At 61.1% G+C, this 22,675-nt stretch carries 20 protein-coding genes and 1 riboswitch; of the genes, 15 read left to right on the top strand and 5 right to left on the bottom strand.

Translation table 11 applies throughout. The features are described 5' to 3' along the window. Positions 1–10: 10 nt before the first annotated feature. Positions 11–1,399 carry a sensor histidine kinase gene (locus tag ACYZTY_RS05435; RefSeq protein ID WP_461957620.1) on the bottom strand — a complete coding sequence of 463 codons (1,389 nt, stop codon included), beginning with the start codon at positions 1,397–1,399 and terminating at the stop codon, positions 11–13. Next, entirely contained in the window at positions 1,392–2,063 is a 672-nt protein-coding gene (locus ACYZTY_RS05430; RefSeq protein ID WP_461957619.1) for a response regulator, read from the bottom strand. The genes ACYZTY_RS05435 and ACYZTY_RS05430 overlap by 8 nt, the downstream gene beginning before the upstream one ends. A 391-nt stretch (positions 2,064–2,454) precedes the next feature. On the opposite strand from ACYZTY_RS05430, the gene ACYZTY_RS05425 reads away from it, so the two are divergent. The 4 genes from ACYZTY_RS05425 to ACYZTY_RS05410 are packed head-to-tail and all read left to right on the top strand — an operon-like array spanning position 2,455 to position 6,501. Further along, positions 2,455–3,432 carry a Bug family tripartite tricarboxylate transporter substrate binding protein gene (locus tag ACYZTY_RS05425; RefSeq protein ID WP_461957618.1) on the top strand — a complete coding sequence of 326 codons (978 nt, stop codon included), beginning with the start codon at positions 2,455–2,457 and terminating at the stop codon, positions 3,430–3,432. A 58-nt stretch (positions 3,433–3,490) separates the two neighbouring features. After that, positions 3,491–3,949: a tripartite tricarboxylate transporter TctB family protein gene (locus tag ACYZTY_RS05420; protein WP_461957617.1), complete on the top strand. Its 459-nt coding sequence runs from the start codon at positions 3,491–3,493 to the stop codon at positions 3,947–3,949. 1 nt (position 3,950) lies between these two features. After that, positions 3,951–5,465 (top strand): tripartite tricarboxylate transporter permease, encoded by a 1,515-nt coding sequence (locus ACYZTY_RS05415; RefSeq protein WP_403098946.1) that lies wholly within the window; start codon positions 3,951–3,953, stop codon positions 5,463–5,465. Next, positions 5,458–6,501: an AbrB family transcriptional regulator gene (locus ACYZTY_RS05410; RefSeq protein WP_461957616.1), complete on the top strand. Its 1,044-nt coding sequence runs from the start codon at positions 5,458–5,460 to the stop codon at positions 6,499–6,501. Before ACYZTY_RS05415 ends, ACYZTY_RS05410 begins: the two co-directional genes overlap by 8 nt. Positions 6,502–6,614: 113 nt before the next feature. Here the strand turns inward: ACYZTY_RS05410 and ung are convergent, their stop codons facing one another. Further along, the gene (ung, locus tag ACYZTY_RS05405; protein WP_461957615.1) at positions 6,615–7,307 is read right to left on the bottom strand and encodes a uracil-DNA glycosylase; all 693 of its coding nucleotides are present in this window, start codon (positions 7,305–7,307) and stop codon (positions 6,615–6,617) included. 132 nt (positions 7,308–7,439) lie between these two features. Between ung and ACYZTY_RS05400 the strand changes: the two genes are divergently transcribed. Further along, the gene (locus tag ACYZTY_RS05400) at positions 7,440–8,552 is read left to right on the top strand and encodes an enoyl-CoA hydratase/isomerase family protein (RefSeq protein WP_461957614.1); all 1,113 of its coding nucleotides are present in this window, start codon (positions 7,440–7,442) and stop codon (positions 8,550–8,552) included. A gap of 51 nt (positions 8,553–8,603) precedes the next feature. Here ACYZTY_RS05400 and ACYZTY_RS05395 read toward each other — a convergent pair whose 3' ends face one another. Together ACYZTY_RS05395 and ACYZTY_RS05390 are read right to left on the bottom strand one after the other, a co-directional pair. Then, positions 8,604–9,086 (bottom strand): hypothetical protein, encoded by a 483-nt coding sequence (locus ACYZTY_RS05395; protein ID WP_461957613.1) that lies wholly within the window; start codon positions 9,084–9,086, stop codon positions 8,604–8,606. A gap of 167 nt (positions 9,087–9,253) precedes the next feature. Further along, positions 9,254–9,496, bottom strand: a complete 243-nt coding sequence (locus tag ACYZTY_RS05390; RefSeq protein ID WP_461957612.1) for a hypothetical protein — start codon at positions 9,494–9,496, stop codon at positions 9,254–9,256. A 276-nt stretch (positions 9,497–9,772) separates the two neighbouring features. Further along, positions 9,773–9,873: riboswitch (guanidine-I (ykkC/yxkD leader) on the top strand. Between the two features lie 62 nt (positions 9,874–9,935). On the opposite strand from ACYZTY_RS05390, the gene ACYZTY_RS05385 reads away from it, so the two are divergent. From ACYZTY_RS05385 to ACYZTY_RS05340, 10 genes are all read left to right on the top strand, one after another. Next, positions 9,936–11,003: a putative urea ABC transporter substrate-binding protein gene (locus ACYZTY_RS05385; protein ID WP_461957611.1), complete on the top strand. Its 1,068-nt coding sequence runs from the start codon at positions 9,936–9,938 to the stop codon at positions 11,001–11,003. A 16-nt stretch (positions 11,004–11,019) separates the two neighbouring features. Beyond that, the gene (locus tag ACYZTY_RS05380) at positions 11,020–11,835 is read left to right on the top strand and encodes an ABC transporter permease (RefSeq protein WP_461957610.1); all 816 of its coding nucleotides are present in this window, start codon (positions 11,020–11,022) and stop codon (positions 11,833–11,835) included. Next, positions 11,832–12,620 (top strand): ABC transporter ATP-binding protein, encoded by a 789-nt coding sequence (locus ACYZTY_RS05375; RefSeq protein WP_461957609.1) that lies wholly within the window; start codon positions 11,832–11,834, stop codon positions 12,618–12,620. Before ACYZTY_RS05380 ends, ACYZTY_RS05375 begins: the two co-directional genes overlap by 4 nt. Before the next feature lie 11 nt (positions 12,621–12,631). After that, positions 12,632–13,357 (top strand): urea amidolyase associated protein UAAP1, encoded by a 726-nt coding sequence (locus ACYZTY_RS05370; protein ID WP_461957608.1) that lies wholly within the window; start codon positions 12,632–12,634, stop codon positions 13,355–13,357. Positions 13,358–13,368: 11 nt separating this feature from the next. Further along, positions 13,369–14,010: an urea amidolyase associated protein UAAP2 gene (locus ACYZTY_RS05365; RefSeq protein WP_461957607.1), complete on the top strand. Its 642-nt coding sequence runs from the start codon at positions 13,369–13,371 to the stop codon at positions 14,008–14,010. A 306-nt stretch (positions 14,011–14,316) separates the two neighbouring features. Further along, entirely contained in the window at positions 14,317–17,958 is a 3,642-nt protein-coding gene (gene uca / locus ACYZTY_RS05360; protein WP_461957606.1) for an urea carboxylase, read from the top strand. A gap of 25 nt (positions 17,959–17,983) precedes the next feature. Next, positions 17,984–19,756 carry an allophanate hydrolase gene (gene atzF, locus ACYZTY_RS05355; protein WP_461957605.1) on the top strand — a complete coding sequence of 591 codons (1,773 nt, stop codon included), beginning with the start codon at positions 17,984–17,986 and terminating at the stop codon, positions 19,754–19,756. 267 nt (positions 19,757–20,023) lie between these two features. Then, on the top strand, positions 20,024–21,511 hold the full coding sequence (locus ACYZTY_RS05350; RefSeq protein ID WP_461957604.1) for a sensor domain-containing diguanylate cyclase: 1,488 nt from the start codon (positions 20,024–20,026) through the stop codon (positions 21,509–21,511). 6 nt (positions 21,512–21,517) lie between these two features. Continuing rightward, positions 21,518–21,712 carry a cysteine-rich CWC family protein gene (locus tag ACYZTY_RS05345; RefSeq protein ID WP_461957603.1) on the top strand — a complete coding sequence of 65 codons (195 nt, stop codon included), beginning with the start codon at positions 21,518–21,520 and terminating at the stop codon, positions 21,710–21,712. Positions 21,713–21,769: 57 nt separating this feature from the next. Then, a complete protein-coding gene (locus tag ACYZTY_RS05340; protein WP_461957602.1) occupies positions 21,770–22,477 on the top strand; it encodes a pseudouridine synthase in 708 nt (235 codons plus the stop codon). Positions 22,478–22,675: the final 198 nt, after the last annotated feature.

Below are 22,675 nucleotides of genomic sequence, written 5' to 3'. Positions count from 1 at the left end.
CAGTCACCCATCACTCCCCCGCAATAAAACTCACCCGCACCTTCAACCCCGCCTTCTCACCATCGTGCAGGCTGATCTGCGCCAGGTGCGCGCGACAAATCTCACCGACAATCGCCAATCCCAGCCCGGACCCGGCCACCTGCTGGTTGCGCCGGTAAAAGCGCTCGAACACCCGATCCCGCTCATCAATCGGAATCCCCGGCCCGTCGTCCTCGACCTCCAGCACCGCCGGCGCCGTGACCCGCAGAATCACATTGCCACCCGGCGGCGTGTGAGCGAGGGCGTTGTCCACCAGGTTGCTCAGCAGCTCGTTCAACAGCGTCGGCTCACCGCGCAGCCACACCGGTTCGTCCGCCTCCAGCGCCAGGGCTACACCGCGTGCATGGGCCAACGGCGCCATGGCCATACCCAGTTCGCGAGCCAACTGACTCAGATCCAGCAACTGCGCGCCGCCCTCGGCAATCGCCCGGGCCCCGTTTTCTACCCGTGCCAGCGAAAGCAATTGATTGGCCAGGTGAGTCAAGCGATCTGTGCCTTGGGCAGCGGTTTCCAGGGTGCTGCGCCAGGTTTGTGGTTCGTTTGAGCGCAGGCCCAGTTCGAGTCGCGCTTTGAGCGCCGCCAATGGCGTACGCAGTTCATGGGCGGCATCGGCGATGAACTGCGCCTGCCGCTCGAACTGCCCGCGCAGGCGCTCGGTAAAGTGATTGAGCGCGCGCACCAGCGGCCACAACTCGTGCTGCACTTCCACCAGTGGCAGCGGCCGCAAATCATCCGACTGACGTTCTTCCACCGCCGTGCGCAAGCGCTCCAGCGGACGCAACGCAGCGCTGACCGCAAACCACACCATCAGCAACGCGCCGACCGCCAGCATGCCCAAACGCAGCAAGGTGTCTGCCGCCAGACTGCGGGCCATGGCGACCCGAGCCTCGTCGGTTTCTGCCACACGGATTTCCGCCATACCGTTCATGTTCGGCTCGCTCACGGGCTTGAGCAGGCTCACCACGCGTACGTTCTGCCCTCGGTACTGGGCGTTATAGAAGCGTGCGAGTGCCGGATAGTCATCGGTACGCGGTGTTCCCAGGGGCGGCGGCGGGAGGTTTTCGTAGCCGGAGATCAGCTTCTGATTGATGTCGTTGACCAGGTAAAAAATCCGCCCGGCGCTGTCGTAGGCGAACGTATCAAGGGCCACGTAAGGCACATCGGCGCTGAGGCTGCCATCGCGCTGGGACACGCCGGCGGCGATGGTCCGCGCCGACGCCAGCAGGGTCCGGTCATAGGCCGTGTCAGCGGCTTCGCGTCCATTCCAGTAGGCGCTCAAACCACTGGCCAGCATTAACACCACCAACAACAGCGCGAGGTTCCACAACAACCGCCAGCGCAGGCTGCTGGGCTTATGCATCGCGGCTTTCCAGCAAATAGCCGAGGCCGCGGAAGGTCACAATGGCGACCGGTTGGCCGTCGAGTTTCTTGCGCAGGCGGTGGACGTAGATTTCGATGGCATCCGGGCTGGCTTCTTCATCCAGGCCAAACACTTGGGAGGCCAGTTGCTCTTTGCTCATCACCCGACCGGGCCGGGCGATCAATGCTTCAAGAACCGCCTGTTCGCGGGAGGTCAGAGTCAGCAACTCGTCACCAAGGGTGAAGCGCCGAGTGTCCAGGTCATAAGCCAGCACGCCGCAGCGCTGCTGACGTTCACCGCCCAGCACGCTGCGTCGCAACAAGGCTTTGACCCGTGCTTCGAGCTCGGTCAGTTCGAAAGGTTTGGCCAGGTAATCGTCGGCGCCAAGGTTGAGCCCGTGAACCCGATCCTTGACGTCGCTGCGAGCGGTCAGCATCAACACCGGCAGGTTTTTGCCCCGGGCGCGCAGGCGCGCCAGCACTTCGAAACCATCCATGCGCGGCAGGCCGACATCGAGGATCGCCATGGCATATTCCTCGCTGCTCAAGGCCAGGTCGGCCGCCACGCCGTCGTGCAGCACATCCACGGTCAGCCCGGTGCTCTTGAGCGCCTGGGCGACACTTTCGGCGAGCTGCAGATGGTCTTCGACGAGCAGAACACGCATGGATCTTTACCTCATTCAGGGATGGTCGACGCCATTCTTTGGCGCGGAGTTTACAGCCGCATCCGCCGCTGTGAAGCCTGAAAACTGTGAAAGCCTTCTGAAAGGTTAGTGAAAGGTTGGCCCGTTAGAGTCGGCCCACGGATGGTTTCGACTGCGGACCACCCAATCGTGCTTTGAAATGTAGCTCCCGAAAAACGCCTTGATGCGTTTTCGCCAATAAGAACAATAACGAGGTACTGCACCATGCTGGCCAGACAGCTTCAGGTTTGCCCGCCCCAACCATTTTTTCAATCCCCATCGTTCACGCTTGTCAGCGCCAATACCGGCTGCACGACGCGAAACCGCCGCACCTGAAACATCCCCAAAAACAAAAACTCCCGTGGAGACAAAAATGAATCGATCACTGCGCCGTTTCGCCCTCGCCGCCAGCTGCATGCTGTTCGCCGGTCAACTGATGGCTGAGCCAAAACGCCCTGAATGCATCGCCCCTGCTTCGCCTGGCGGCGGTTTCGACCTGACCTGCAAACTGGCGCAAAGCGCGCTGGTGAACGAAAAACTGCTGACCAAACCGATGCGCGTGACCTACATGCCCGGCGGTGTCGGTGCGGTGGCGTACAACGCGGTAGTCGCTCAACGTCCGGCCGACGCCGGCACGTTGGTGGCGTGGTCCAGCGGTTCGCTGCTGAACCTGGCCCAGGGCAAATTCGGTCGTTTCGATGAAACCAACGTTCGCTGGCTGGCCGCCGTCGGCACCAGCTACGGCGCCATCGCGGTGAAAAGCGATTCGCCTTACAAATCCCTGGACGATCTGGTCCAGGCGCTGAAGAAAGACCCGAGCAAAGTGGTGATCGGCTCCGGCGGCACCGTCGGCAGCCAGGACTGGATGCAGACCGCGCTCATCGCCAAGGCCGCCGGGATCAACCCGCGTGACCTGCGTTACGTCGCTCTCGAAGGCGGCGGTGAAATCGCCACCGCCCTGCTCGGCGGCCACATCCAGGTCGGCAGCACCGACATCTCCGACTCCATGCCGCACATCCAGAGCGGTGACATGCGCTTGCTCGCCGTGTTCTCCGAGAAGCGTCTGGACGAGCCGGAAATGAAAAACATCCCGACCGCCAAAGAGCAAGGCTACGACATCGTCTGGCCAGTGGTTCGCGGTTTCTACCTCGGGCCAAAGGTCAGCGACGAAGACTACGCCTGGTGGAAAGAGGCCTTCGACAAACTGCTGGCGTCCGAAGACTTCGCCAAGCTGCGCGATCAGCGTGAGCTCTTCCCGTTCGCCATGACCGGCCCGGAGCTGGACACCTACGTGAAGAAGCAGGTTGCGGACTACAAAGTGCTGGCCAAAGAGTTCGGCCTGATCCAGTGATCGCCTCTGTCTAGCGGCCACGGTCCCGTTTCGCGGGGCCGTGGCACAGGAGTTTCCCATGCTCTTACAACGCATTTTTGCTTCGGTGCTGTTGCTGGCCTGTCTCAGCCTGGTGCTGATGGCCTTGCCCTATCAGGCACCTTTTTCCTACGAACCGATCGGACCACGGGCCTTCCCGCTTTTGATGCTGGGGCTGATGGGTTTGGGGCTGGTTTACATGGTGTACCGCCCCTCGCCCATCAAACACACCGATGAAGATCCGCCGATGGATCGCGAAACCCTGACCAAGATTGGCCTTTGCGTCGTGTTGCTGCTGATCTTCGCCGGCCTGTTCGAACCCTTGGGCTTCATCCTCAGCAGCCTGCTGATTGGCATTCCGATGGCACGCCTGTACGGCGGGCGCTGGTTGCCGAGCGTGGTGATTATCAGCCTGATGAGTATCGGGCTGTACCTGCTGTTCGACAAAGTCATGGACGTGCCACTGCCTCTGGGCCTGCTCGACGTTCTGGAGAACTGATATGGATACGCTTGGTTATTTGAGTCACGGCTTTGGCGTTGCATTGACCCCTTACAATCTGGTGACCGCACTCTGCGGCACGCTGATCGGCACCGTCGTCGGCCTGCTGCCAGGGCTTGGGCCGATCAACGGCGTCGCGTTGCTGATCCCGATTGCCTTCGCCCTCGGGCTGCCGCCGGAATCGGCGTTGATCCTGCTGGCAGCGGTCTACCTAGGTTGTGAATATGGCGGTCGGATCAGTTCGATTCTGCTGAACATTCCGGGTGAGGCGTCCACCGTGATGACCACCCTCGACGGCTACCCGATGGCCCGTCAAGGGATGGCGGGTGTTGCGCTGTCGCTGTCGGCCTGGAGCTCGTTCATCGGCGCCTTCATCGCCACCTGCGGGATGGTGATCTTTGCGCCGATCCTGGCGAAATGGGCGATTGCCTTCGGACCGGCGGAATACTTCGTTCTGATGGTGTTCGCGATTGTCTGCCTCGGCGGCATGGCCGGCGATCGACCGCTGAAAACGTTTATTGCGGCGTTGATCGGTCTGTTCCTGTCCACCGTCGGCATTGATGCCAACAGCGGTGTCTATCGCTTCACTGGCGACAACATTCATCTGACCGACGGCATTCAGTTTGTGGTGCTGGTACTGGGCCTGTTCTCCATCAGCGAAATCCTCTTGCTGCTGGAAAAAACCCACCGTGGCCAGGAAGCGTTCAAAGCCACCGGTCGCATGATGTTCAACTTCAAGGAAGCGGCTTCGGTGTTCTGGGTGAACATGCGTTGCGGTGTGCTCGGGTTCATCATGGGGGTGCTGCCGGGTGCCGGTGCGACACTGGCCAGTGCCGTGGCCTACATGACCGAGAAACGTATCGCTGGCCCTAGTGGAAAATTCGGACAAGGCGACAAGCGTGGCCTCGCCGCCCCGGAAACCGCCATCGGTGCTGAAGCCTGCGGTGCGCTGGTGCCGATGCTGACCCTCGGCGTTCCAGGCTCGGGCACCACAGCAGTGATGATCGGTGCATTGTCGCTGTACAACATCACGCCGGGCCCGCTGCTGTTTCAACAGCAACCGGACATCGTCTGGGGCCTGATCGCGTCGTTGTTCATCGCCAACATCATGCTGGTGATCCTCAACATCCCAATGATCCGCATCTTCACCCGCATCCTCGCCGTGCCGAACTGGGCGCTGGTGCCAATGATCGCGATCATTACCGCCATCGGCGTTTTCGCGGTGCATGCCACCACCTTCGATCTGTTCCTCATGATCGGCATCGGCATCTTCGGCTACATTCTGCGCAAGCTCGACTTTCCGTTGTCGCCCGTTCTGCTGGGCTTCATCCTCGGGGGTTTGATGGAACAGAATCTGCGCCGAGCCTTATCGATCTCCAACGGTTCGCTGGAAATACTCTGGTCGAGCGGGATCACTATGGGTGTGTGGGCGTTGATCGCGGTGATGTTGCTGGTGCCGATCCTGCGGATCTGGCGCAAACGTTCGGTTGCCCGGCGCGTTGTCGCCGATGTTTGATCGAACACCCTTCAAAGCCTGGTGGGGTACGCCGCTGGTCGGCGCGCTGGGCGGTTACCTGGCCAGCCTGGTCGGCTGGCCACTGCCGTGGATGGTCGGCTCGTTGCTGGCGATCATCCTGGTGCGCTGCCTGACACCCTGGCAATTGGCGGAAATCCCTGGCGGCCGCAAGTGCGGCCAGTGGGTCGTCGGCATCGGCATTGGCCTGCACTTCACCCCGGTGGTGATGGAACAGGTGTTGAGTCACTTCGGTTTAATCTTCTTCGGTGCGTTGATCACCAGCCTTTCCGCCGTGGTCGGGGTCTGGTTGATGCGTCGCACCGGGGAGGATCGCGCCACCGCATTCTTTTCCAGCATGCCGGGCGGCTCCGGGGAGATGGTCAACCTCGGCGCGCGTAATGGCGCGGTGCTCAGCCGCGTTGCGGCAGGACAAAGCTTGCGGGTGCTGGTGGTAGTGCTGTGCGTGCCGGCGGCGTTCAAATATTTGTTGGGCTACGGCGCACCGATCTTGCATCCAACCGCCGTCAATTGGTGGTGGCTGGCCCTTCTATTCCCGGCAGGCGCGTTGGCGGCCTGGCTTTGGGAACGTCTTCGTCAACCCAACCCGTGGCTGTTCGGGCCGTTGCTGGTGAGTGCGACGGTGAGCATTGGTTGGGATTTGCACATCGGCTTGCCCAATGGTGGCAGCCAGATCGGCCAATGGCTGATCGGCAGCGGATTGGGTTGTCACTTCAATCGGCAGTTTTTCCGTCGCGCACCTTCATTCATGGGCCGAACCTTGATCGGCACGGTGTTGACCATGCTGATCGCCACAGCGGCGGCACTGGGGTTGAGTGCGCTGACCCATCTGGACCTGCGTTCGCTGACGTTGGGCATGATGCCCGGTGGCATTGCAGAGATGAGCCTGACGGCAGAGACCCTGCAATTGTCCGTCCCGCTGGTGACGGCGATGCAGGTAATGCGGCTGTTGTTTGTGCTGTTTCTGGCGGAACCGTTGTTCAGGTATTGGAATCGGGCGCCGGAACCAGACCGATAGACCGAGTTGTCGCCTTCGCGGGCAAGTCGGATCGCCGCCCGCTCGCTCCTACAGGTCGTGCGAGGATGCTGTAGGAGCGAGCGGGCGGCGATCCGACTTGCACGCGAAGCTTTTCAAATCGGCGGCAACCGCCATTCAATCGGCGTTTCGCCATTCTGCTCAAGATACTTATTGGTTCGGCTGAAATGCCCGCACCCCAGAAAACCGCGATAGGCGGACAGCGGTGACGGGTGCACCGAAGTCAGCACCAGATGCTTGGTCGCATCGATCAGTTTCTGCTTGCTCTGGGCATGCGCCCCCCACAGCATGAACACCAGATGCGGTTGTTGTTGGCTAACCACTTCAATGATCCGATCGGTAAAAAACTGCCAGCCCTTGTCCTTGTGCGCGTTGGCGTTGGCGCGCTCAACGGTCATGGTGGTATTGAGCATCAACACGCCCTGATCAGCCCAGCTCTGCAGATAGCCGTGGCTGGGGATATCGATGTTGAGGTCGCGTTTCAACTCTTTATAGATGTTCACCAGCGACGGCGGCGCTGGTACACCCGGTTGTACCGAGAAGCACAGCCCGTGGGCCTGTCCCGGACCGTGATATGGGTCCTGGCCGAGGATGACGACCTTGACCTTGTCCAGCGGTGTGGAGTTAAGTGCGTTGAAAATCATCGGTCCCGGAGGATAGATTTCCTTGCCCGCCGCGCGCTCCTGTTGCAGGAAATTACGCAACTCTGCCATGTAAGGCTGGTCGAATTCGGCACGCAGTGCCTCCTTCCAGCTCGGTTCGAGTTTGATACGGTCATCAGCAGTCATGGTTACATCCGGCAAAAACAATGGGGCGAACCCTAGGAAAGCCCATCACGCTTGTCAATTGATCTGACGCAGATACGGCACTTTCCTGTACAGCGATCATACTGAACGCTCAATTTCCCTATCGAGGTCACGATGAATCTGCACTTCGAAGAACTCACCGGCACCGACGGCGCGCGCATCGGCGTCGCCAGCCTGGATGCCGAAAAGTCGCTCAACGCGCTGTCCTTGCCAATGATCAACGCCCTGCGCGATCAGATGGACGCGTGGGCCAAGGATCCACAAATCGTCTGCGTTCTGCTGCGCGGTAACGGCGCCAAGGCCTTTTGCGCCGGCGGCGAAGTGCGCAGCCTGGTGGAAGCCTGTCGCGCTCATCCGGGGGAAGTGCCGCCCTTGGCCGCGCACTTCTTTGCGGCGGAATATCGCCTGGACTTCAATCTGCACACGTACCCCAAACCGCTGATCTGCTGGGGCCATGGTTATGTGCTGGGCGGTGGCATGGGACTGCTGCAAGGGGCAAGCATCCGGATTGTCACGCCGAGCAGCCGGCTGGCGATGCCGGAGATCAGTATCGGTCTGTACCCGGACGTTGGCGCCAGTTGGTTCCTGTCACGCCTGCCCGGCAAGCTCGGGTTGTTTCTCGGACTGACCGGCGCGCACATGAACGGTCGTGATGCGATCGACCTGGACCTGGCCGATCGTTTCCTGCTCGATGAACAGCAAGAAGAGCTGATCCAAGGCTTGCTGCAATTGAACTGGCAGGAACAAACGCCGATGCAGCTCAACAGTCTGCTCAAGGCCTTGCAGCAGGAAGCCGTCGCACAGATGCCCGAAGCGCAATGGCTACCTCGGCGCCAGCAAATTGATGAACTGCTGGATGTCAGCGATGTGCGCTGCGCCTGGAAGGCCATCAGTCAGCTGCGCGACCATACGGATCTGCTGTTCAGCCGGGCGGCGAAAACCATGAGCGAAGGTTCGCCGCTGACCGCTCACCTGGTGTGGGAACAGATCGCCCGCGCCCGGCACATGTCGCTGGCTCAGGTCTTTCAGATGGAATACACGATGAGCCTCAACTGCTGCCGTCATCCGGAATTCAGCGAGGGTGTGCGGGCGCGGTTGATTGACAAGGATCAGAAACCGCATTGGCATTGGCCGGACGTCAATAATGTGCCAGACGCGGTAGTGGAGGCGCATTTTCATAAGGCCTGGGAAGGAAGGCATCCACTGGCGGATCTTTCCGAGTACTAAAATTCGGGTATAAAAAAAGCGGCGCTTCATGCGCCGCTTTTTTATGAGTGTTTAACGGTGACTGCCTCGGCCATCATGATCGCCGCGACCATCATGCCCGCCCCGACCGCCCCGGTTATCGCGTCCGCCGTGGCCGCCGCGATTATCGTTGTTCCAATTGCCACGGTGACGACCGTCCCAACCGCCCCGGCTATGTCCGTCCCAGCCCCGCCCCTGATGTGCCCGGTAATCGCCTCGTGGCGAAGGCTGGTAATAACGCGGTGCCGATTGATAAACCCGCGGCTGGTGGTAGTACCGCGGTGTTGGCTGGTAATACCGCGCAGGGGGCGCGTAGTACCGGCGTGGCTGCGTGTAATAACCCCCGCCACCTGAGTAATAAGGCCCGCCGCCGGAATAATAGGCTGGCGCTGGCGAGGTATAGACCTCGGAACTGTAATAGCTGCCTCCTCCATCGGAATAGGGCACGCACGCACCAAGAGACAATCCCAATACTGCAATCAGAAGAATTCGGTGGACCTGTTTTCGACAGAGCATGGCGGCCTCCTGGACCGCGAGTGAGCCACACCAGCGACGCTGGCGGGCGACAGTCAATTATTCGGTAACTGTCGAAAGATCAGACATCGTTTTCCAAATCTGGTGCGTTCCTGAAACAGATTGAAACAAGTCGCCGATGAAAGGTTTTTCATCTATTCACCCGCTGATTAGTGGTGGCCACCGCGATATCCACCACCGTAATGACGTGGCCCGTGCCCGCCCCAATAGAAGTAGCGATAGCCACCATAAAAGCGCGGACCGTAGTAGTAACGCGGTCCGTAATAGTAGGAATAAGGGGAATAGCCGGGGTAGTAATAAGGCGCGGAATAAACATCGTAGCCACCGGCGTAGTAATAGCAGCCGGACAACCCCAAGCCGAAAACAACGGCAAACAACAGTCGACGAAACATGGCGGCCTCCTGAAAGACCCACAACCGGAACAGGCCGGCTGACACCCTTTTGACTGGCAATGCTGCGTCGAGTGCCGAGCGGCGCGGACCTTCAGATCAGCGGCCAGGCCGATCCATTGCGGTGCGCCCACGCACCATCACAAGGCAACGCCTCCGCCTCTCCCCAACGCGCCGACTGCGTAATCCCCCACGCTAGAGCCCTCAAGCCGACTTGGCACGGCTCTCGCTTTAGCAAACCTGTGCAGGAGTCATCACAGGTTCGCGGCACCACAATTTGCAATGGCTGACTAGGGTTCCGGCTCGCTAAGGCGAGTGGCTGGTCCGAGAGTTGGCGACCTCCAGTTGAGGTTACACGGCGGGACAAAAGCCCGGGAGACAAGCCACCGTTCACGGTGCCGCGTTGACTCCTGCCCGCCCTTGATCAACTGGAGAACCACCCATGCTCAAGCTTCGTTTACCCGCCCTGCTCGCCGCTGCTTTCGCAGCCCTCGTGAGCGTCTCGTCCCAGGCCGCGCAAAAAGACCACTTCAGCGTCTGCTGGACCATTTACGCCGGTTGGATGCCCTGGGAGTACGCCGGCAGCCAAGGCATCGTCGACAAATGGGCGAAGAAGTACGGCATCAAGATTGATGTGGTGCAGCTCAACGACTACGTCGAATCCATCAACCAGTACACCGCCGGCCAGTTCGACGGTTGCACCATGACCAACATGGACGCGTTGACCATTCCGGCGGCCGGCGGCGTCGACAGCACCGCGCTGATCGTCAGCGACTTCTCCAACGGCAACGACGGCATCGTGCTCAAGGGCGACGGCAAGAAAGTCACCGACCTCAAAGGCATGGACGTCAATCTGGTGGAGCTCTCGGTTTCTCACTACCTGCTGGCCCGTGCACTGGATTCGGTGGACCTCACCGAGAAAGACCTGAAAGTGGTCAACACCTCCGACGCCGACATCTCCGCCGCCTTCAACACCGATCAGGTCAACGCTGTCACCACCTGGAACCCGATGCTTTCGGACATCAAGGCCAAGCCTGCGGTGACCGAAGTGTTCAACTCCAGCCAGATCCCCGGCGAAATCATGGACATGATGGTGGTCAACAGCGCCACCCTCAAAGACAACCCGGCCCTGGGCAAGGCGCTGACCGGCGCCTGGTTCGAAGTGGTCGAGTTGATGAACGCGAAAAACGCCGCCAGCAAAACCGCGCTCGAACACATGGCCAAAGCGTCGGGCACCGACCTGGCCGGTTTCCAGTCGCAACTCGATACCACCAAATTGTTCGCCACGCCCAAGGAAGCCCTGGACTTCTCCACCAGCAAGCAGCTGCCGGAAACCATGCGCAAAGTCGCCGAGTTCTCGTTCCAGCATGGTTTGCTGGGTGAAGGCGCCAAGGACACCAGCGCGGTCGGCATGGCCTTCGCCAATGGCGTGACCAGCGGCGACAAGACCAACCTCAAGCTGCGCTTCGACCCGACCTACGTGCAGATGGCCGCTGACGCCAAGCTGTAAACCGGAGGACCTGGCCATGCGCCTGATCAATCGCCACCCGGATCGCCCGAGTCGCCTGTTGTTGGTGATCCTGCCGTTCGCCCTGGTGCTGTTCGCCTACTTCATGGGCTCGGCCGAGCGGCTGACGGACAACCCCAACGACAAGCTGCTGCCAAGCGCCGTGCAGATGACCGACGCGGTGAAACGCCTGGCCTTCACCGCCGACACGCGCACCGGTGAATACCTGCTGTGGCAAGACACCGCGTCCAGCCTGCGCCGCCTGGCCATCGGCCTCGGTATCAGCGCATTGGCCGGGTTGTGCATGGGCATCGCCGCCGGGACGTTGCCGCTGTTCGGCGCGCCGTTGTCGCCGCTGCTGACGGTGTTGTCGATGGTGCCGCCGCTGGCGATTCTGCCGATTCTGTTCATCGTGTTCGGGCTGGGGGAATTGTCGAAAGTGATGCTGATCGTCATCGGCATCACCCCGTGCCTCGCTCGTGATCTGGAACAACGCGCCCGTGAAATACCGGTCGAGTTGCTGATCAAGGCTCAGACCCTCGGCGCCTCAACCTGGACCTTGATGCTGCGCGTCGTGCTGCCGCAACTGTTACCGCGATTGCTGATCTCGCTGCGGTTGATGCTGGGTTCGGCGTGGTTGTTCCTGATCGCCGCCGAAGCCATTGCTTCCACCGACGGGCTTGGCTACCGGATTTTCCTGGTGCGCCGCTACTTGGCGATGGACGTGATTTTGCCGTACGTGGTGTGGATCACCCTGCTCGCCTGGCTGATGGATTGGGGGCTCAAGCGCCTGACCCAACGGGCGTTTCCCTGGTATGAAGGAGCGCGGGCATGAGCTTCATCACGGTGAAAAACGTCTGGCAGCAATACGCCGATCAGGTGGTGCTCGAAGGGTTGAACCTGAGCGTCAACGAAGGTGAGTTCTGCACCTTGGTCGGCGCGTCGGGTTGCGGTAAATCGACCTTCTTGCGGCTGCTGCTCGGCCAGGAACGCGCCAGTCGCGGCGAGATTCTGCTCGATGGCCAAGCCTTGACCGGCGAACCGGATTCGAGCCGTGGCGTGGTGTTCCAGCGTTACTCGGTGTTCCCGCACCTGACCGTGCTGGACAACGTCGCCCTCGGCCTGGAACTGCCACGCTCGCCGTTACTCGGGCGCTTGTTCGGCAGCGCAAAAAAAGACGCCCGCGAACAGGCCTCGGTGCTGCTGCACAAAGTCGGGCTTGGTCACTCGCTGGACAAGTACCCGGCGCAGCTATCTGGCGGCATGCAACAACGGCTGGCGATCGCCCAGGCGTTAATCATGAAGCCGCGCGTGTTGCTGCTCGACGAACCCTTCGGCGCGCTCGATCCGGGCATCCGCAAAGACATGCACAGCCTGCTGCTGGAGCTGTGGCGCGAGACGCAACTGACGGTGTTCATGGTCACCCATGACCTGTCCGAAGGTTTCAGCCTCGGCACGCGCCTGCTGGTGTTCGACAAGGTCCGCGTCGACCCGCACGCCCCCGGCGCCTATGGCGCGCGCATCACCTACGACATCCCTTTGAACAGCGACCGACGCGTCAATCGCGCCGCCGTCGACGCCTTGCCGGCTGAGCTGGCAGGCACGCTTCGTATTGCTTAGAGGATTTGCACATGATTGATTCGACTCAACTGTTCCCGCCCTTCGCCGAAGAAATGCTCCCCGGCGGTGGCCATCGTTCGTTCGTGTTGAAGCGCGGCCAACTGCTGCGCCTGACCGACCTGCGCGGCGGCGCCAACGTCAGCCTGACGCTGCTCAATGCCAATGAAAAAACCGAGCGTCTGAACCTGCCCGACAGCCTCAAATGCCAACACACCGCCAAGCTCACCACTGGCCATTGCCTGTACTCGGACATGGGCCGCGTTCTGGCAGCAATCACCGCCGACACCTGTGGCTGGAGCGACAGCCTCGGCGGCGTGCTCTGCGCTGAAGAGGTCGCGGAAAAATACGGTGCCGGGCGCTATCAGGAACTGCGCAACGGCTTCTTCCGCAACGGCACCGACAACCTGTTGGTGGAGCTGGGCAAGTGGGGGTTGGGCCTGTCGGATCTGCTGATGACACTCAACCTGTTCAGCCGCGTGGACGTCGATGAGGCCGGGCGTTTCCACTTTGTCGAAGGCAACTCGAAGGCTGGCGACTACATCGAGTTGTACGCGCCGATGGACACGCTGGTGGTGCTTACCGCACTGCAACACCCGATGGACCCATCGCCGGAATACGCACCGAAACCCCTGAAGCTCAGCTGGATGAACGCTGACGCCAGCGTCGCCGAACACTGCCGCACCTCGCGCCCGGAAAACCAGCGCGGCTTCATCAACACCGACCGCCTGTTCGCCTGAGGATCGCTGCCATGTCACTCACAATCGCTACCGCTCAACAGCTGCCCGAAACCGCGGTCTACCGTGCCACCATCCCCGCCGGCGAACCGTGGCTGATGGAGGTCAAGGCTGGCCAGACCTTGCGCATCCTCGACCTGGAAGGCAATCAGGCCGTCGACACTTTGTTCTACAGCGTCACCAATCCCAAGGAACGTTACGACGTGCAGCGCACGTTGCGCCGGCAGAACAGCGTCTACCTGAGCACCGGCAGCGTGCTCTATTCCAACCTCGGCAAACCGATGCTGACAATCGTCGCCGACACTTGCGGCCGTCACGACACCCTCGGTGGTGCCTGCGCGCAAGAGAGCAACACCGTGCGTTACGCGTTGGAGAAACGCTACATGCACAGCTGCCGCGACAACTACCTGCGCGCCTGCGTTCATGACGGGCGACTGGGCAAGGGCGACATCGGCCCGAACATCAACTTCTTCATGAATGTGCCGGTCACGGCAGATGGCGGGCTGACCTTTGAAGACGGGATTTCGGCACCGGGGAAATACGTCGACCTGCGGGCCGAGATGGACGTGATCGTGCTGATCTCCAACTGCCCGCAACTGAACAACCCGTGCAACGCCTACAACCCGACCCCTGCGGAGCTTTTGGTATGGAACTGAAATTAGCGCGGTTGCGGCGGTGGTTGTTTGCCCTGTGCCAGGCCCGTTCAGGCCAATGCCTCAAACCCCCAAAGCAACACTGAACCCTGTGGCGAGGGAGCTTGCTCCCGCTGGATCGCGAAGCGGCCCCCGGAATTGCGGCGGCTGATTTTCGACTGCTCCGCAGCCGAGCGGGAGCAAGCTCCCTCGCCACAAAAAAGCAGATTGTTATTTCACCCGGGACGGCCCGGGTGCATTTCGAAAAACTGCGGGACGGCCCGCATCCCAGGTCGAGGCTGATGCGCTATCGCCTCCGGGGGTTATGCCATGTTCGAAAAAGTCCTGATTGCCAACCGTGGCGCCATTGCCTGCCGCATCCTGCGCACCCTGCGTGAAGTGCAGGTCAAAGGCGTTGCCGTTTACTCCGAAGCCGATGCCGCGAGCCTGCACATCCTGCAAGCCGATGAGGCCCACAGCCTCGGTGAAGGCGCGGCCGCCGGCACCTATCTGGCCGTCGACAAAATCCTCGCCATCGCCAAAGCCACCGGCGCCACGGCGATCCACCCCGGCTACGGTTTTCTCTCGGAAAACGCCGCGTTCGCCGAAGCCTGCGAAGCCGCCGACATCGCCTTCATCGGCCCCACGCCGGAGCAGCTGCGGGTGTTCGGCCTCAAGCACACCGCGCGCGCCCTGGCCAAGCAACACGGCGTGCCGATGCTCGAAGGCACCGAACTGCTCGACAGCCTCGACGCGGCGTTGATTGCGGGTGAGCAGGTCGGCTACCCGGTCATGCTTAAAAGCACCGCTGGCGGTGGCGGCATCGGCATGCGCGTGTGCCGCAGCGCGGCCGAGTTGAGCGACTCTTTTGAAGCGGTCAAGCGCCTCGGCCAGAACAACTTCAGCGACGCCGGTGTGTTTATCGAGAAATACATCCAGCGCGCCCGTCATCTGGAAGTTCAGGTGTTCGGCGACGGTCGCGGCGACGTGATTGCCCTCGGCGTGCGCGACTGCTCGGTGCAACGGCGCAACCAGAAAGTCCTCGAAGAAACCCCGGCGCCGAACCTGCCCGAAGGCATGGCCGAAGAACTCTGCGCAGCGGCGATCCAACTGGCGAAAGCGGTGAATTACCGCAGCGCCGGCACCGTGGAATTCGTCTTCGACAGTGAGGCGCAACGTTTCTACTTTCTCGAAGTGAACACCCGCCTGCAGGTGGAGCACGGCGTCACCGAGCAAGTGTGGGGCGTCGATCTGGTGCGCTGGATGGTGGAACTGGCGGCCGGTGATTTGCCGCCATTGAATGTGTTGAGCCAAGGTTTGAAAGCCGACGGCCATGCGATTCAGGCGCGGCTGTATGCCGAAGATCCGGGCCGCGATTTCCAGCCGAGTCCAGGCTTGCTGACCGCCGTGAACTTCCCTGCCGCCGATGGCAAACAGCTGCGCATTGACACGTGGGTCGAGGCCGGTTGCGAGATCCCGCCGTACTTCGATCCGATGATTGCCAAGGTCATCTGCTGGGCACCGACTCGCGAAGAGGCCGCTGCGGATCTGCATCAGGCGCTGGGTGACAGCCTGCTCTACGGCGTGGAAACCAACCGCGATTACCTGCGGCAAATTCTGCAGGATGCACCGTTCGCCAGCGGCCAGCCGTGGACCCGTTGCCTGGAAGGTCTGGTGTATCAGGCCAACACGTTTGAAGTGCTCAGCGCCGGCACCCAGACCAGCGTTCAGGACTATCCTGGCCGGCTCGGCTACTGGGCCGTGGGCGTACCGCCGTCGGGTCCGATGGACAGTCGCGCGTTGCGTCTGGGTAACCGTTTGCTGGGGAACGACGAAGGTGCCGCAGCGCTGGAAATCACCATGAGCGGGCCGTTGCTGCGCTTCAATTGCGATGCGGTGGTGGTGGTCACCGGCGCGGTCATTCCGCTGACGTTGAACGGTGAAACCGTAGCGATGAACACGGCGCTGATGATTCCGGCCGGCGGTACTTTAAGCCTTGGCACGATTGCCGGTGCCGGCGCTCGCAGCTACCTGTGCCTGCGCGGTGGCTTGCAGGTGCCGGACTATCTGGGCAGCAAAAGTACGTTCACCCTTGGACAGTTTGGTGGGCATGGCGGTCGTGCGTTGCGGGCGGGTGATGTGTTGCATATGCCTGCGTTGATCGACCGCAACGTGGGTCAGCAACTGGACCGCGTCACCGAGTTACCTGCCGTGCGGCAGATTCGGGTGATCTATGGTCCTCACGGCGCACCGGAATACTTCACCGAGAACTACATCGGCACTTTCTTCGCGACCCAGTGGGAAGTGCACTTCAACTCCAGCCGTACCGGCGTGCGATTGATCGGGCCGAAGCCGGAATGGGTGCGTGCCGATGGGGGTGAGGCCGGGTTGCATCCGTCGAACATTCATGACAATCCGTATGCCATTGGGGCGGTGGATTTCACCGGGGACATGCCAGTAATCCTCGGTCCCGATGGCCCGAGCCTCGGCGGTTTTGTCTGCCCGGTGACGGTGATCGAAGCCGACCTCTGGCAGCTTGGACAACTGAAGGCCGGCGACAAAGTACAGTTCCTCCCCGTCGATCTCAAAACCGCCCGCGACCTCGCCCTGAAATGGAATATCCCCTGTAGGAGTGAGCCTGCTCGCGATGGCGGCAGTACAACCAACATTCATGTGACTGACACACCGCTATCGCGAGCAGGCTCTCTCCTACAGGGAATAGAGTCGCCTGTGGTGCTGGATTTGGGTCAGGGGGATACGCGGCTGGTTGCGAGGTTGTCAGGGGATACGCACCTTCTCCTTGAGATCGGCGCACCTGAGTTGGACCTCGTCCTGCGCTTCCGCGCCCACGCCCTGATGCAAGCGCTGGAAAGCAAAACCCTGTACGGCGTCATCGACCTCACCCCAGGCATCCGCTCGCTGCAAGTGCACTACCAGCCCGAGCAACTGCCGCTGGCCGATCTGCTCGGCATCGTCGCCGGTGAATGGGACGCCGTGTGCGCCGCCAAAGACTTGCAAGTACCGTCGCGCATCATGCATTTGCCGCTGTCCTGGGACGATCCGGCCTGTCAGTTGGCGATCGAGAAATACATGACCACCGTGCGCAAGGACGCGCCGTGGTGCCCGAGCAATCTGGAGTTCATCCGCCGCATCAACGACCTGCCGAACCTCGACGAAGTGCAGCGCACGGTGTTCGATGCCAGCTACCTGGTGATGGGCCTGGGTGACGTCTACCTCGGCGCACCGGTCGCCACCCCGCTCGATCCGCGTCATCGTCTGGTCACCACCAAGTACAACCCGGCCCGCACCTGGACCGCTGAAAACTCGGTCGGCATCGGTGGTGCCTATATGTGTGTCTACGGCATGGAAGGCCCCGGCGGTTATCAGTTTGTCGGTCGTACCTTGCAGATGTGGAACCGCTACCGCGAGGTCGCTGCGTTCGATGGCAAACCGTGGCTGCTACGCTTTTTCGACCAGATCCGTTTCTACCCGGTGAGCGCCGATGAACTGCTGCGCATCCGCCGGGACTTCCCGCTCGGGCGCTTCGAATTGAACATCGAACACAGCCAACTGAATCTGGCGGATTACCAGGCCTTCCTGACAAAAGAAGCCGAGACCATCGCCGCGTTTCGCGATCAGCAACAAGGCGCGTTCAACGCCGAGCGCGAACGCTGGATCGCCAGCGGCCAGGCGCATTTCGACAGCGAAGAACCGGCCCCGGAAGTGGCCGAAAATGCACCGCTCGCCAGCGGTGAAATGAGCGTCGACAGCCACATCGCCGGCAACCTCTGGCAGGTTCAGGTCGAGACCGGCAGCCGGGTCGCCGCCGGTGATGTGCTGGTGATTCTGGAGTCGATGAAGATGGAAATTCCGCTGCTCGCGCCCATGGCCGGCGTGGTGCGCGAGATCCGCGTGCATCCGGGTTCGGCGGTGCGCGCCGGCCAGCGCGTCGTGGTGCTGGAACTCGATTGATCCCATTTTGAAAAGGAATGACGCCATGAACATCAATCTGCAACTCGACGCCCTGCGCAGCGCCTACCGCGACGGCAGCACCACACCTCGGCAACTGCTGCTGAGCCTGCGCGATAAAGCCGCGGCGCTGAACCCGGATTATCACCTGTTCATCCACTTGCTCAGTGTTGAAGAACTGGAACCGTACCTCGCCGCGCTCGACGGCCGCGAACTCGACAGCCTGCCGCTGTTTGGTGTGCCGTTTGCGATCAAGGACAACATCGACCTGGCGGGTATTCCCACCACGGCGGCGTGCCCGGCGTTTGCTTATGTGCCAGAGCAATCAGCGACTATCGTCGAGCAACTCCTTGCGCTGGGGGCGATTCCACTGGGCAAGACCAATCTCGACCAGTTCGCCACCGGCCTCAATGGCAGTCGTTCGCCGTATGGCGCGTGCCCGAACAGCGTGTTGCCGGAGTATCCGTCGGGAGGCTCCAGCGCCGGATCTTCCCTGGCGGTAGCGCTGGGCGTGGCGAGTTTTTCGTTGGGCACGGACACGGCGGGATCGGGACGTGTGCCGGCGGCGTTGAACAATCTGGTCGGGTTGAAAGCCACCAAAGGGCTGATCTCCACGGCGGGTGTGGTGCCGGCCTGTCGCACGCTCGATTGCGTGACGACGTTCACCGCGACGGCCCGGGAGGCCAGTCAGTTGCTGGCGCTCACTGCACACCTCGACCCGCGAGATGAATACAGCCGCCGCAACCCGATGTGGAATGACGGCTCGGCGTTCGGCACTCCGCGCCCTTTCCGTTTCGGCGTACCGCGTGCGCAGGACTTGGAATTCTTCGGTTGCCCTGAAGGACCGTTGTTGTTCGGTAATGCCATCGACCAACTCAAGGCCTTGGGCGGCGAAGCGGTGGAACTGGATCTGTCGCCGTTCCTCGAAGCGGCGCGGCTGCTTTATGAAGGGCCATGGGTGGCCGAGCGCTACAGCGTGGCCGGCGAGTTGATGGAGCAAAACCCCGAGGCCGTGCTACCGGTGATTCGCGCGGTGCTGGCCAAGGCGCCGGCGGTGAGCGGCGTGCAGACCTTCCGTGCCCAGTATCGGCTGCAAGCCTTGAAGGCGCTCTGCGACCAAGCACTGGAAGGGCTCGATTTCGTTGTCACACCCACCCTCGGTCGCCCCGTTACCCTGGCGGAACTGGAAGCCGAGCCGGTACTGCGCAATTCGGAACTGGGTTACTACACCAACTTCATGAACCTGCTCGATTACGCCGCCGTCGCCGTGCCCAGCGGTTTTATGGGCAATGGTTTGCCGTGGGGGGTGACTTTATTTGGCCGGGCGTTTACCGATCAGTATTTGTTGGGCGTGGCGGATGCTCTGCAGCGCCGTTCCGCTGAGCCTGCACCGACAACTGTCGCTCGCAATGATCGCGCACGACTGGTGGTGTGCGGCGCGCATCTGGATGGGTTGGCGCTGAACTGGCAATTGAAGAAACGCGGGGCTCGTTTGGTCGAGACGACGTTTAGCTCGCCTGACTATCAGCTGTTTGCGTTGGCCGGCGGCCCGCCGTTTCGTCCCGGGATGGTGCGGGTGAAGGACGGTGGCGTGGCGATTGCGGTGGAGGTGTGGGAGTTGCCGAGCAGTGAGTTGGGGTCGTTTCTGACCGGAATTGCGGCGCCGCTGGGGTTGGGCAAGGTGCAACTGGCGGACGGGCGATGGGAGAGTGGGTTTATTTGTGAGGGGTATGGGTTGGAGGGGGCGGTGGATATTAGTCATCTTGGGGGATGGCGTGCGTATCTTGAGAGTTGTGTCTGATCCGGAATCCGCCCTCACCCTAACCCTCTCCCGGGGGAGAGGGGACTGACCGAGGTGACTGTTCAAGTTACATCGACCTGAAATTTCGAAGTCGAACTCAGGTTTGAGAAGCATGGAGATCGGCCCCCTTTCCCCCTCTCCCCACTGGGGAGAGGGCTGGGGTGAGGGGTGGCCCTACCTGACACCATTCCCCCTACAAATGAAGGAGTCATTTCCCCGCAGTGCCATTAGAATGCCTGCCATCGGGTCACTGCCAACGGAATCGTCATGCCGCTTCGCTCGCCGCTGTATTCGCAACGATCGTTGGTCCTCACGCTTATCGCGTTGCTGGGTGCAGGCTTTCTCGCGACCTCTTTCCTCAGTTACTACGCCTCGCGAGCCTCCATCCGCGACAGCATCGTCAACACCGAACTGCCCCTGACGTCGGACACGGTCTACTCGGAAATCCAGAAAGACCTCGTCAGACCCATCCTGATTTCCTCGATGATGTCCCGCGACACCTTCATGCGCGACTGGGTGGTAAACGGCGAGCAAGACCCCGAGAAAATGACCCGTTACCTCAACGAGGTCATGACCCACTACGGCGCCTACACGGCATTTTTCGTCTCCAACACCAGCCTCACCTACTACCACGCCAAGGGCGTGCTCAAACAGGTCAAGTCCACTGAACCCCGTGATGCCTGGTATTTCCGCGTGCGCGACATGGCCGCCCCCTACGAGATCAACGTCGACCCGGACCTTGCCAACAAGGACAACCAGACTTTCTTCATCAACTACAAAGTCTACGACTACAACAACCGTTTCATTGGTGCCGCGGGCGTCGGCCTGACGGTCGATGCGGTGATCAAGCTGATCGATAAATACCAGCAGCGTTACCAGCGCAGCGTGTACTTCGTCGATAATTTCGGACGCTTGGTGCTCACCGGCGCCGAGGGTGGCCCGCAAGGGGCGCACATCGGCCAGAAACTCGGCGAACTCGAGAACATGAAAGACCTGGTCAGCCAGCTGCCAAAACCCCACAGCGGCAGCTACGAATATTCCGTCCACGGCCAGGGACATTTCCTCAACGTGCGGTTCATTCCGGAGTTGAACTGGTACCTGTTTGTCGACAAGCGTGAAGACGGCGCCCTCAGTGAAATCCGCCAGTCGTTGTACCTCAACTTGCTGATCTGCCTGCTCGTCACGCTGATCGTGCTGGCCCTGCTCAACCGCGTGATCAAGCGCTACCAGGGCAAGATCCAGGCGCAGGCAACGCTCGACAGCCTGACCGAACTGCCGAACCGCCGTGGTTTCGACCTCCTGGCAGCGCAAGCCATGCACGAAGCCGAGCGCGAGCCCAAGCCACTGACCGCGTTGTTGCTGGATCTGGATCACTTCAAGGCCTTGAACGACACCTACGGTCACCTGGCCGGCGATCAGGTGCTGATCGGCTTCGCCCGGGATCTGGAGAGTTGCCTGCGGCACTCCGACATCGTCTGCCGCTGGGGTGGCGAAGAGTTCATCGTGCTGCTCAAGGACACCGACGGTGAGACCGGTCTGATGATCGCCGAGAAAATTCGCCAACATGTCGAGCAACAGCGTTATGCCTACAACGATCAGGCCTTGCAGCTGACAGTCAGCATTGGCCTCACGACGCTGCAACCGGATGAAACCTTGCACACCCTGCTCTCCAGAGCCGATCATGCGATGTATCGGGCCAAGCAATCCGGCCGTAACCGAACCTGCGTGGAAATGCCTCACACCAGTTATGCATAGTCCTACATGAACAAACCTGAATTCTGTCCGGCCTGCGGCGCCTCCAACGCCTGCACCCTGGCCGACCCACGCACCGTCGATCAGGCGTGCTGGTGCTTTGGCGTCAGCATCGACCCGGCGGTGCTCGAAGCGCTGCCGGCGGAACTGCGCGACAAATCCTGCTTGTGCCCGCGTTGTGCCGAGGTCGAGGCGCAGCTGTAAGCAAGCGCCCCGCCGATCACGTAAGATACGCGGCCCTTTTCCAACTGATCCCCAGCCATGCGTGTTGACCGCTTCCTCAGCAACCTGCCGCGCTTCAACCGTAAGCAGGTGCGCCTGTTGCTGGTGGAAAAGCGCGTTCGGGTCGACGGAAAAATCGTCAGCGACCCGCACGCCGAGGTGCTCGAATTCAGCCGCGTCGAGGTCGATGACGAAGTCCTGCAAGTCGGAAAACCCGCACGCTACTTCATGCTGCACAAACCGCCCGGCTGCGTCAGCGCCACACGCGACCCGGCACACCCGACCGTACTCGACCTGATCCATGAGCCGGACCGCGATGACCTGCACATCGCCGGTCGCCTGGATTTCAATACCACCGGACTGATGCTGATCACCAACGACGGTAGCTGGTCGCGGCGCCTGACCCAACCGCAGACCAAACTGCCCAAGGTCTACTACGTCGAGACCGAGCAGGAGATTGGCCCGGAATACGCATTGAAATTCACCGAAGGCCTGTACTTCGCTTTCGAAGACCTCACCACGCAACCGGCCGAGCTGATCGTGCTCGGGCCGAAGTCGGCGCGTCTGAGCATCGTCGAGGGCCGTTATCACCAGGTGAAGCGGATGTTCGGCCACTTCGACAACAAGGTGCTGCGCCTGCACCGCGAACGCATGGGCCCGCTGGTGCTCGACAATGCGCTGAAACCGGGCGAGTACCGCGCATTACGCACCGAAGAGATTCATTTGATCTACGCAGCCTACCGCTGAGCAGAAGTTGTCGAACAATTTACGAATGACACTTGCGCGATCACGTGACCCCTGCTTGAATCAGGACGTCGGCCGAAATGTGACCGACGAGTCACAACATACTTCTAAGAAACTTTTTGCCGGTTAGAGAACCCTCAGGTTCCGCCTCAGACCGACAGACTGCCCGCCAATAACAATACCCGTCGACCGGATTGCATT

The organism is Pseudomonas sp. LB1P83, assembly GCF_054897885.1.
Note: the sequence above shows the minus strand (reverse complement) of the source record. Positions and strands in the feature narration are given on the sequence as shown.